The organism is Paenibacillus tengchongensis (assembly GCF_008973665.1).
Lineage (GTDB): Bacteria > Bacillota > Bacilli > Paenibacillales > Paenibacillaceae > Paenibacillus_AQ > Paenibacillus_AQ tengchongensis.
The window spans coordinates 1-12,783 of sequence record NZ_WACP01000009.1 but is presented as its reverse complement, the minus strand read 5'-3'; the positions used below and the strand labels follow the sequence as shown (position 1 = coordinate 12,783).

The window sequence follows — 12,783 nt, the reverse complement described above, 5'->3', positions numbered from 1 at the left end:
GCACGACTGACACAGCGAAATCCCAACTTATAAAAAGACTTATGAAGCAAGTCACCCCAAAACAGTCCGACGAGATTGTTGCAAAACAAACGGTGATTGCAGAACGTAAAGGATATGAAATCGCAAGAGTAGCCGATCGTTCGTGCTATCCGGCCTCCTTTGCACAAAAGAGAATATTCCTCATGCACCAGATGGACATGCAATCGGTCGCCTACAACCTTCCGCTCGCAATGTATATTAACGGGAAAATTGACCATCATCGCTTTCAAACGGCGGTGGATCAGCTAACCGAACGCCATGAATGTCTTCGGACCGGGATTTGCATCGTGAATCATGAGATCGTTCAATTCACGAAGCAGGACACTCCGCTGCAGATCAATTACGTGGAAATCATGGAAGAGGAAATACCGGAACTGATGAAACAAATCAACAGTCCCTTTGATCTTGCAAAGCCGCCGCTAATCCGTATTTCGCTGGCTAGACTTGGCGCTGACCGCCATCTCCTGCTCCTCAACGTACATCACATCGTAGCGGACGGCACCTCCCTGCAAATTATCCTCCGTGATTTAATGACATTTTATAATGGAGCGGTGCTTCCCCCACTGCAATTACAGTACCGGGATTTTGCCGTCTGGCAGGAACAATGGTTTGAATCTGAAGCGGTGAAAGTGCAAGAGAATTTTTGGCTGAATATGTTTGCATCTGAAATACCTGTGCTGGATTTGCCAACCGACTTTCCGCGTCCGGACATACTTTCCTCTGAGGGATCACATTATGAGGTCACCTTTTGTAGACAAGATACGGAATCGCTCAAACATCTGGCCAAGCAGTGGAGAGTGACCGATTTTACACTGTTTCTTGGAGTGCTATCCGTCCTGCTTGCCAAATATTCGGGCCAAAACGATATCGTGGTCGGCTCTCCGGTCGCTGGGCGACGCCATCCAGAGTTGCAAGAACTCGTAGGGATGTTCGTCAACACGATTGCAATCCGAAGCAGACCCGAGGCCACGAAAACATTCGTTACATACATTAAAGAATTGCGCGAAATAGTCCATTCGGCCATCAATGCACAAGATTATCCGTTTGAGGCGTTGGTCGAAAAGACGGTTACTGCTAGAAGCATTAACCGAAATCCATTGTTTGACGTTATGTTCTCGATGCTCAACATGAAGAAAACAGTAGCGCATTTTCAAGACTTAAAGATCAGCACCTATCCGTTCGAACGGGAAGTAGCCAACTTTGACCTTGAATTGTATATGACAGAAGAGAACAACGAAATGCAGTTCAGGCTGGAGTACAACACATCGTTATTCAAAGCGGAAACCATACAACAAATGATGCGGCACTTCCAATTTATCACCCGACAGCTGATCGAAGATCCGGAGCGTGAAATTGCTGCGATTCAGCTTTTGGATGAAGCGGAACAAACGGAGGCACTGGTAAGACATCGCGGTTCAGCGGTGGTCGAAGATGATCCCGTCTTTACCCAGGTGTTTGAAGATCTGGTGCGAAAAACGCCGTATGCTACGGCAGCGATCTGTGAGAATCGAACGATTAACTACTTTGAACTGAATGCTTGGGCGAATCGCATAGCCGACGGCTTGCTCAAACAAGGGCTACCGCCAGAGGCGTTAGTCACGCTGTGGCTGGACCGTGATCTTGAATTTCTGGCGTCAATGATTGGAGTCTTTAAGGCAGCCCTAGCCTATGTGCCGGTAGACCCAGCCCTTCCGTATGAGCGGATTGGAACGATACTGAAGGAAAGTAAAAGCCGTTATATCGTTACAGAAGTTCAGTACGCAGAGGCTGCGCGTGCGATTGCCGGTGAAGATATGAGAGTCGTTCTGATTGAGGATTTGCTGACAGAATACCATTCAGTAGAAAACCCGGGAGTTCCTGTTGTACCGGACAACCTCGCTTATGTCATTTTTACCTCAGGTTCGACGGGGAAACCAAAAGGAGCGATGGTCGAGCATCGAGGAATGATAAACCATTTGTTGGCGAAGGTCACCGATCTAAAACTCACCAAATTTGATAGTGTGGCCGAAACAGCCACCCAGAGTTTTGATGTCTCCGTATGGCAGTTTCTAACAGCGCTGGTGGTTGGCGGAAAGACCGTCATTTGTAAAGGGGTTAAGGCCTGGCAGCCGAAGCCGCTACTGGAGGAAATTAGATCGCATGGCGTGACCGTATTCGAAACGGTACCAAGTCATCTTACCGTGTTGCTTGACGAGATCGAAGAATCACGAGGAACCATAGGCGAACTGCCGTTACGGTGGATGATATTGAACGGTGAACAGTTGCTGTCTGAGCTTTGCCGCAGATGGTTTCGCTTGTACCAATACATACCGATTATTAACGCGTACGGCCCAACAGAATGTTCGGATGACGTGACCCATCATTTCGTGCTAAGCGCTGCTTCGATTGAGCGCCCTTCGGTACCGATTAGCGGAACGATCCGGGGGATGCGGCTCTATGTGCTTGATGAGCACTTAAGCCAAGTAGCCAAAGGCATTGTCGGTGAATTGTACATTGGCGGAACAGGGGTTGGCCGCGGATATCTAGGAGACCCCATGAAAACGGCAGCTGCCTTTTTGCCTGACCTTTTCGCAGAGGAACCGGGACAACGCATGTACAGAACAGGTGATCTTGTACGTGAACTGGCAGATGGAACCCTGGAGTTCTTGGGACGCAGCGACCATCAGGTCAAGATAAACGGAATGCGTATCGAATTAAGCGAGATCGAACATGTAATCCTGACCACAGAGATGGTAGGCGAAACAGTGGTCGTAGCCGGCAAATGGGGAAAGTCGGAAGACAAGCAGCTCTGTGCGTACGTGGTATTAAAACCGGGTTTCAATTTAGAGGAACTGAAGTTTGCGGCCCAGTCGCTGTTGCCCGGCCATATGGTTCCGGCCTACTGGATAGGCTTGGACATGCTGCCTTTGCTCGTCAATGGCAAGGTCAATCGAAGTGCACTCCCGGCACCTGAAAGCAATGTTGTCAATCCATCCGACTATGTCGTTCCGCAAACGGATGACCAGCGCTTAATCGCAAAACTGTGGGCAGAAGTCCTTGGTCTTGAAGAGTCAAGTGTCGGTTTGCAACATGAGTTCTTCAAATTGGGTGGAACTTCCTTGAAAGCGATGCGGTTGGTTTCCAGGATCAAAACAGAGACAGGTGTGGAGCTGCCGTTCACCGCGATTTTTTCCGGACCCGTCTTGGGGGAATTTGTTGAATTGTATCAACAAGCCCAAGAGAACAGCCTTCGACGTATTGATCAACCGATTGCAGGGATAGCGACACAAGTGCAAGCTCTGTCTGAACATTGGCGGATTTATCGTCATAACAACCAAATTCAGTCATCTGCCGTGTTCAACATGCCATATCGTGCTGTCGTGGAGGGAGAGTTGGATCCGGAGCGTGCCGAAGCTGCGTTTCGGGCCGTCAGTGATCGCCATTGGATAATGAAGGCGATCTTAATCACTGAAGAATCGGGCGGGCTGATTTTAAAGAGCGATCCGTTGTTGTCCCTTGAATTTCGTTATGGCCATGCGAGTGAAGAGGAGATTGAGGGGGATTGGCTTCAATTCATTCGTCCGTTTACTCTCGCTCAAGAACCGATGTTCAGAATGCAAGTGCTGACGGTGAACCCGAACCGGCACTACATCTTCTTTGACAATCACACAATCGCTGCCGATTTCACTTCAAAGGCGTTGATCCTGCAGGAGTTTATCAGTCTATATCTAGGACGGATGCTGTTGCCTGTAAGCATGCACTATCCGGAGTACGTCAGACACCGGTTGCGCCGGGCGGAAAGTGCGGCTGCTCTTGCACAAAAAACGGAGTGGGAGAATGTGTTTGCACAGGGGGCCAAGCGCTTGCGAAGCCCGGATGCGCAATTTCTGGCAGGGATTGGTTGGGAATCGGGCAAACATCTTATGCTCAATCTGGAGGAAAGCTTGGTTTCGAAGCTTGGCTCCGTCTCGCAAGCGTACGGTGTGAGCGAACATAGCATTTGTCTTGCTGCCTTTTCGCTTGCCCTGTCCAGGCAATTCGAACAGGATGAATTTTTCCTGCTTTCTTTCGTTGCAGACCGTGATAGACCAGAATATGAAAACGTCGTAGGCCTTCTTTTCGATACCATCCCCGTACTACAACAGGTGGATACAGAGCGCACTGTTGCCGAGCTCTTGGTTCAGACCCAATTTAGTTCGCGGCAAGCGTATTCGAAGCGTGATTATCCGGTTATCCGTCTGTACGAAGAACATGCTGAACGAGACAGTGGATGGTCTCAGGGTTTCTTTGATACTTCAGTGGTGTGGGTCGAGAATGAATTGTTCGATTTTGAGAAATTCGGTTTCACCGTTCGAGAGATCATGGATGAAAAAACCATGACGCGTTTTGACCTTCGTCTTGAAGCCTATCGTAGGGATACTGGTCTGTTATTGATGCTGGAATTCCGGGAACGATTGTTTCAGGTTTCAACGGCCGAGCGGATTTTGGAGCTAATCTTATCGGGCCTTGAATTTATTGTGAACAACCCCACCGAAAAAATTTCAGTTTGGAGGGGAACGCATGTGTAAGGCAAAAGTATTTTGCTTGCCGTTTGCCGGCGGGTCGGCCAGCGTGTATATGAAGTGGAGATCTGCAATTCATCCGATGATTGAATGGGTCCCTCTAGAACTCGCCGGACACGGTGTCCGCCTCCACGAACCTCATTACGAGACGTTTGAGGATTGCCTGGAGGACGTACATCAACAAATCCTGCATCATGGGGTTAACACGCCTTATGCGCTCTATGGACACAGCATGGGAGCGAGTATCTCGTTTGAAGTGACGAGAAAACTGATTGAGGAATCCAACTCGGTACCGACGCACCTGTTTCTATCGGGTCGCCGGTCGCCCCAATCTGTACGTCCACATAAACAGATGCATCTGCTGCCTGAAAATGAATTTATTCAGGAGTTGCGCAAGCTTGGCGGAACGCCGGAAGAGATGTTTACAGACCCGCACTTTCTGGAGATGTTTCTGCCTATCATCCGTGCGGATTACCGATTGCTGTCAACCTATACGTTCAGGCCGCCGCATAAGGCACTGGATGTTGAATTCATTATCTTAAACGGAAAAACGGACGATTTGTACCCTCAAGAAATAACAGGATGGCAAGCTTTCACTTCCCAAAAATGTGAGTTCCTATTTTTTGAAGGGGGTCATTTTTTCATTAATAAATATTACCAGGATATTGGAGCGTATGTGAATTCGGTCATGCTCGCTGGGGAGATAACGGAGGCAAAATGAACAACTTATTCATGTGGATCAAAAGGCAGTTTTTCTATACGGAAGTGAACTCAGTAATCAAAGCCAGTTCGGAACGCATGCTGCGGCTTGAAGATTTGGCGCCTCTCGAAACAAAGGATCGCGAAGGCGGATTTAATAATCTCTCGTATGGCTCCGTCGGGAAGTTTATCGGGTCAATGATCCGGATAAATCGAAAACCGACGGTATGGGGCATATTTTTTACTCTTTTCCGAGTCTTCTTTGCGCTAAGTATCCCGGTACTCATCAAGCAGATTCTCACTGTCATTGTAGGCGACGGCGTCCACCAATCAAGCATATCGGACGGGGTGATTAAAGCCCTTTTGTTCGCTATCGCCACTATTATCAGCGGAATCGTCACCAACCAGTGCTTTTTCTGGGATTTTGTTGCCTTTCAGAAGCATCAAAAGTTACTCAATTCTTTAATTTTCCGTCAGATGCTAAAGCTAAATACTGTGGCCCGGTCGAAATATCGTTCCGGCGATGTCATCAACAGTGTAGGGAATGATGTACAAACCATTTCCAATCTGGGATATCTAGTCAACGATTTGTTTTACGTAATCATTCTTTTTATTGGGGTAATTGTCTTGCTCCTGTATTATTTGGGGCTTGGGACGTTATCAGCAGTGGCGACACTGCTGGTTTTCCAACCAATAGCACTACGGATTACGAAGCATTTTGTCAAATTCGATAATAATCGCGCGAGACTGAGAGAGTCACGTCTCAACTTGATTTCACAATTACTTAGCGGCATTCGCACCGTAAAGCTGTACGATTTAACTGGATTGCTGGATAAGAAAATCCGCGATGTCCGAGATCAGGAAGTGCAGCAACAGATTTCCTGGGGCTCCAAATCGGCAATGTCGATCGTCGTGTTTGGCAGTACGACAACGCTAGTTTGTTTAGCCGCATTCGGGACGCGCGTAATGTTGAATCAACCATTGGATCCTACTGTGCTGTTCCCGTCGCTTGGCCTTTTAATGCTGCTGGAAGTTCCGTTTGCGCAGATGCCGGATATTCTTAACAATTTCTCCGGAGTTAAAGCTGCCGGACAACGCGTTTTAAATTTTCTGAAAGCAGATCAGAATCCGAGTGGATCGAAGCCACTTTCGGCTCCGGGTGTGGCGGTGGGAGTTTCGTTAGAACAAGTGTCTATGGCTGTAGAAGACCAGGAAACACCGATTTTAAGCGGAATCAATCTCACTGTTAAGCCTGGCGAATCGGTGGCGATTGTCGGCTCGGTGGGATCCGGGAAAAGCGTCTTGCTTCGCAGCCTGTTGGAAAAAGATGAACGAGTATCGGGCCTGATTCGCTGGGAAGGCGTGAGCTCTTCGCAAACTCCGCGCACCGTTTATGTACCACAAGAGGCATTTATATTCAATGCAACACTAAAAGAGAATATCCTGATGGGCTTGGAAGAAGCAGGCTCTGAGGAACTGCTGAAGCGGGCGATTGAAGTGACGGCGATGGAGGCGGATGTTCGCCTATTGACGGGCGGTCTTGCTATGGAGATCGGAGAGCGGGGCATCGGCCTTTCCGGAGGACAGAAGCAACGCGTCAGCTTGGCACGTTCGGTCATGGCCCAACCGGGCCTTGCCCTGCTGGATGATCCATTTTCTGCGCTGGACTCGGCTACAGAAGAACAGATTGTCGAACGTCTGCTCTTCACAGAATGGAAGCCGATTACGCGCATTGTGGCAACCCACCGCCTGCGATTCTTACACCGTTTTGACAAGATCGTTTATTTGCAGGAAGGAAAAATTATAGCGCAAGGGACGCTTGATGAACTTTTGACCCGTCCTGATTTCCGGGATTTCTATTCAGATGCCCCCGTCAATACTCCGATAACGCCTGCAGCGAAGGAGAGCGAGGCTGCCAATGAGATCCTGTCACAGGAAGCCGACTCAAACGATCCGTTGCGTATTACGGAGGACGAGGACAGACGCTCGGGGAGTGTGGGCCGAAAAGTTTATGGTGCCTTTGTGAATGCGATGACTGGTGGTAAAAATAACCCCAAACGCAGATACATGTCTATCGCTCTTGCGGCTACGGTCGTTTTGGCTGTTCTGATTCCTCTCATCCAGAATCTTTGGTTTGTTGCATTGTCTGACCCGCAGGCGTTCCGAGAGGGATCACTACTGAGAAGAATCGCCGAAAATTCCGGACTGAGCATACTGATTTATGCAGGAATCGGAGTTCTGATAATGATTGTCACTTATATGCAGCGAGCCCTTTGGAACCGTCAAACGGCTGTTGCATCCGGTATTCTGCACAATGAAGGTCTGGAGGGGGTCGTTAGAGCGCCAATCCGGTTTTTCGATTCGACAATGTCCGGCGTCTTGATGAACCGTTTTTCCAGAGACGTTTTTGTGATTGAAAACGATTTGCGTTGGATGTTTGAAAATATGGTGCGTTTTACGTTCCAATGCATAGTGAACATGATTCTGATCGTCATCGCCGGTCCTTGGCTGATCTTTGGGATAGTCCCGATCCTGTGGGCGTACTACAAACTCCAAAAAAAATTCAGTATCGCATCGCGTGAAATCAAAAGGCTGGTACAGGTTAAGCAATCCCCTCTTTTTAGCCATCTGCGCGAAACGTTCGAAGGTTTGTTGACGATCCGTACCTTTAACCAGTCAGACTATTTTACCGAACGGTTTGAGGAGCGACACAATGCGTTTCAGCGTGCATCGCGTGCACATGAGCTCACAGACCGCTGGTTTAGTGTTCGCGTACCGGTCCTAAGCGGAGGCATTTCCATGATTTCGGCTGTTTCTATTTTCTTTGCAGCCCGTCACGGCTTGATTTCGACCGGTCTTGCTGGTGTGATCCTCACTTACCTGATCAGTTTCTGGACATTGCTGAATTGGAGCGCAAGAACGTTTGCGATGGTGGAAGGAAATTTGACCTCCGTGGAGCGTTTGATGGATTTAGCGCAATTGCCAAATGAAGAAACATCGTTCCGAAGACATGATACCCAAGAGCAGGCGATGTATAGCAAATATATTGCGGGGACGAACGATATCGAGGGGATGACGAGTTTTGAGCGCAAGGGCGCTTCAATTGAGTTTGTCGCTGCATCTGTGCGCTATGCGGAGCATTTGCCTGATGTCCTCAAAAACCTCAGTTTTTCCATCGCACCGGGGGCGCAAGTGGGCATTATCGGGAGAACAGGATCAGGGAAAAGTACAATTCTCCAATCGTTGGTGGGTATGGCGGAAGTCTCAAGCGGTGATATCCTGATTGACGGTGTGCCGATCCGCGCAATTCCTTTGAGAACACTGCGCAGTCTGGTTGCGGTAGTACCGCAGGAACCGTTCCTGTTAAACGGGGAGCTTCGCATGAATCTGGACCCGAACGGCCTGCATCCGGATGAGCGGCTCCGGGAAGTTATGGACCAAGTCGGCATGGGCGATTTCATGAGACTGTTGCCTGAAGGGTTGGATACCGTAATCTCCGAAAGCGGAGGCAATTTGAGCCAGGGCCAACGGCAACTTATATGCTTCGCGCGGGCGCTCTTAAAATATCCTAGGATCATCATCATGGACGAAGCTACTTCTAATGTGGATGTGCAGACGGAGGCGCGGATTCAAAGCCAACTGAAAGCAGCCATTGATGGCATTACCGTATTAACCATTGCACACAGGACATCTACTGTTCTCGGTTGCGATCAAATCATTCGTCTCTCGGCTGGGAGGCTTGAAAACACTTCAACGGAAGACGGTGATATGAATGAATAATTTACAGTCTGTATTAACGCCGCTTTCTTATGGGCAAAAAGCGCTCTGGCTTCAACAGCAGGGCAGCAATGAAGCGCCCTTTAACCATCTCAGCTTTGCAGGACGGGTCGTGTCAGGAAAAGATCCTGTGCGACTCCGTCAAGCAATAACCCTTTTATTCCACAAATATGATGCCCTTCGCACACGTTTTTTTGAGCAGGAGGGCGAACTCTTTCAAGAGGTCGTGCATGATGCCATTTTGCCAATCGAAGAAGTGGATGCCACTGCGCTTGATGAGCCCTCCCTGCTGGAAATCCTCGCCGAGGCGGCTGACGAACCGTATGACCTGACTTCCGGCGTACTGATGAAGGCGAAATTATACTATTGCGCAAACGATGAGCTGGTATTCTTTTTAGGCTTTCATCATATTTCAGTTGATCTCTGGTCGATGACCGGATTTATTCAAGATCTGGGTCAAGCCTTTATGAACAAAGCGCTGGACGAGGCCAAGCAGGAAGAGCGAGTGAATAACTACCCCGAGTTTGTTGAATATCAGTCCTCACTCCTAGAAGGCGAACGAGGGAAAGAGCTGCTGAATTATTGGCAGTCTGTACTTGGCCAAGAGCTGCCGATTCTGCAACTTCCAGAAGACGCACCGCGTCCTGCCGTCAAGACTCATCGCGCCTCCGTTATCAGGTTTGAGCTGCCGGAGTCGTTGGAAACGAACCTTCGTGCCTTTGCAAAAGAGGAGGGAGTGACCCTCTACTCCATATTATTGTCTACATACATGGTATTGCTGCACAAATATTCTGGGCAATCGAACATTGTCGTAGGCTCTCCCTATGCCGGCAGAACCCGCGGGAAATTCCGCGAAACCTTCGGCTTTTTTGTCAACATGATTGTCCATTGTCAGAACATAACACCAACGGAATCCTTCTTAGATCTGGTGACCGAAGTCAATCTGAACGCCGGGAAGCATCTGCGCAAACAGGACCTCCCTTTTCCCGTGCTTGTGCAAAAATTAACAAATGCGCGCGACAGAAGCCGCTCGCCACTTTATGATGTTGAGTTTGTCTATGATCGTCCACGCGGACTAGAAGATATGGCGCCCTTTATTCAAGGATGGAGCGGCGCCCGCCTCGATCTGGGTGAACTGGAGTTTGAATCCATCGAATTGGAGAAGCGCTGGTTGGAGCGTGATCTCCAGCTCTTTATCTCGGAAGGCAGGGGCAAGCTATACGGTACTTTGACTTTTAACCGCGATTTGTTTGTCTCGACCACGGCGGAACGCTTTGTTCGCTATTTCATCAACCTCCTGGATGCAGCGGTTCGGAAGCCGGAACTCGCCATCGGATCGCTGGACTATCTGGGTGAAGAAGAGCGGACAATGCTCCTGCAGCAATGGAACCAAACGGGACGGAACTATACAGAATCCGGCTGGGTGCATGACTGGCTGCGTTTACAAGTGCGCAAAACACCGCAGGAGACAGCTTTAAGCTTTGCAGGGAGAAAGCTGACTTATCAGGAACTGGACGACCGTATCGAGCAGATTGCCGGAGTACTGGCAGCTAGTGGCGTTCAGGCCGAGTCCCCGGTAGCTATTGTGATGTATCGGTCGGTGGAAATGGTTGCTGCCATTCATGCCGTTTTGCGGTCCGGAGGTTTTTATGTGCCTATCGACCCGGAATTGCCCCAGGAGCGCATCGAATGGATGGTCACGGAAGTGAATTCCAGCGTGGTGTTGACGCAGAATTCACTGCTGCCTCTGCTGGAGATGCTGGGTATTGCCGACAAAGCGGTCGTACTCGACGAAGTTGATTTACCGGATGCCACTACCGCAACTGTTTCACTTGCGGCGCATAATGCGGCGTACATGATCTATACTTCGGGGTCGACCAGCCGTCCCAAAGGGGTCGTAAACACGCATATTGGAATTAGAAATCGTCTCCTTTGGATGCAGGAAACCTTCCAACTCAGCCATGAGGACCGCGTGCTGCAAAAAACACCGTATTCGTTCGATGTATCGGTGTGGGAGTTCCTGTGGCCGTTTATGGTTGGCGCGCAGCTGGTGATCGCCAAGCCGGAAGGGCACAAAGACCCGGATTATCTGATTGATCTAATCAAAGAAGAGTCGATCACTACATTACACTTTGTTCCTTCAATGCTGCAAATCTTCCTCACAAATCCGCGCAGCCGGGAGTGTGTGTCGCTGCGCCGCGTAATCTGCAGCGGTGAGGCATTGCCGGTAGCTTTGACAAAAGAATTTTTTGAAGCTTTCCCTGAATGCGAACTGCATAATTTGTATGGTCCGACGGAAGCTGCCGTGGATGTGACGTGGTGGAAATGCGAGCCGGGAGACTCCCTGCGCTCCATACCGATCGGTTATCCGATCGCGAATACGCAAATGTACATTCTGAACGAGGAGCTTCTCCCAGTGCCGATTGGCGTGATTGGTGATTTGTATATCGGCGGTTGCCAGTTGGCGCGCGGGTATTGGAAACGCCCAGATCTGACGGCCGATCGTTTTATTCCCGACCCGTTCGCCAAAGAACCTGGAAACCGCATTTATAAGACAGGCGACATTGCACGATACCTGGACAACGGCGCGATCGAGTATTTAGGCCGTTCAGACTTCCAAGTGAAAATCCGCGGGTTCAGGATCGAACTGGGCGAGATTGAGGCCCGGTTGCTAAACCATAAAAGCATCAAGGAAGTGGCTGTAGCAGATCGTGGGGAAGCCGGTAACAAATATTTATGCGCCTATATAGTGGCGGACCGGGAACTGACCGTGACGGAGCTTCGGGAATTTCTGTCCAAACAACTCCCGGAATATATGATCCCCTCCTATTTCGTATATCTGGATCGCCTGCCGCTTTCATCAAACGGTAAGTTAGACAGAAGGGCATTGCCGGAACCGGACAAAAGCCTACATAACGGCGTGAATTACGCAGCTCCGACTAATGCAATCGAAGTGAAGTTAGTAGAGATCTTCCAGGAAGTACTCAGCGTTGAGGGAGTCGGCATCAATCATGACTTCTTTGAACTGGGGGGACATTCGCTGAAAGCGACAGTTCTCATTTCAAAAATTCACCAGGTGCTTCATGCAGCAGTTCCTTTAAGTGCCGTCTTTGCTAACTCGAAAGTTAAAGAGCTGGCCCAATATGTACAAAGCGCCGAACAAAACCTCCATGCAGCCATAGAACCGGTTGCGGAGCTGGACTGTTATCCGACATCCTCCGCTCAAAAACGGCTGTATATACTCGGACAGCTGGAAGGGGCAGGCACCAGCTACAACATGCCGGGAGCCATGCTGATCGAAGGCGCTCTGGACCCGCAGCGGTTGGAAGCAGCCTTCAGGCAACTCATCCGGCGGCATGAGACGCTGCGTACCTCATTTGAAATGGCAGACGGAGAAATTGTGCAGCGGGTTCATCCGCAGGTCCCCTTTACCGTCGAAGTGAAGGCAGCGGAAGAAGCGCAGGCACAGGTGTTAATCTCCGGGTTCGTACAGCCGTTTGACTTGAGCCAAGCGCCTCTCTTACGGGTTAAACTGCTCAAGTTGGCGGCAGACAGACATCTGCTACTCTTTGATATGCACCACATCATCTCCGATGGGGTTTCCATGGGCATCCTGATCCAGGAATTCGTTGCGCTATACCAAGGAAAAGACCTTTCGCCGCTGCGGATTCAATACAAAGACTTTTCCGCCTGGCACAACGAACGGGTTGCCGGTCCGGTGCTGCAA

At 49.7% G+C, this 12,783-nt stretch carries 4 protein-coding genes; all 4 read left to right on the top strand.

Annotation, left to right across the window (positions count from 1 at the left end; all coding sequences use genetic code 11):
• Positions 1-41 precede the first annotated feature (41 nt).
• Positions 42-4,586, top strand: a complete 4,545-nt coding sequence (locus F1381_RS15660; protein WP_187355379.1) for a non-ribosomal peptide synthetase — start codon at positions 42-44, stop codon at positions 4,584-4,586.
• Positions 4,579-5,301, top strand: coding sequence for a thioesterase II family protein (locus tag F1381_RS15655; RefSeq protein ID WP_151735792.1), 723 nt, complete (start codon positions 4,579-4,581; stop codon positions 5,299-5,301). The genes F1381_RS15660 and F1381_RS15655 overlap by 8 nt, the downstream gene beginning before the upstream one ends.
• A complete protein-coding gene (locus F1381_RS15650) occupies positions 5,298-9,059 on the top strand; it encodes an ATP-binding cassette domain-containing protein (protein ID WP_151735791.1) in 3,762 nt (1,253 codons plus the stop codon). The genes F1381_RS15655 and F1381_RS15650 overlap by 4 nt, the downstream gene beginning before the upstream one ends.
• A partial coding sequence (locus F1381_RS15645) for a non-ribosomal peptide synthetase (RefSeq protein WP_151735790.1) occupies positions 9,052-12,783 on the top strand: 3,732 nt, incomplete at its 3' end. The genes F1381_RS15650 and F1381_RS15645, both read left to right, overlap by 8 nt.

Excerpts from the sequence above, each read along its gene's own strand:
- F1381_RS15660 (WP_187355379.1), top strand. The coding sequence starts at position 42 with ATGAAGCAAGTCACCCCAAAACAGTCCGACGAGATTGTTGCAAAACAA.
- F1381_RS15655 (WP_151735792.1), top strand. The coding sequence starts at position 4,579 with ATGTGTAAGGCAAAAGTATTTTGCTTGCCGTTTGCCGGCGGGTCGGCC.
- F1381_RS15650 (WP_151735791.1), top strand. The coding sequence starts at position 5,298 with ATGAACAACTTATTCATGTGGATCAAAAGGCAGTTTTTCTATACGGAA.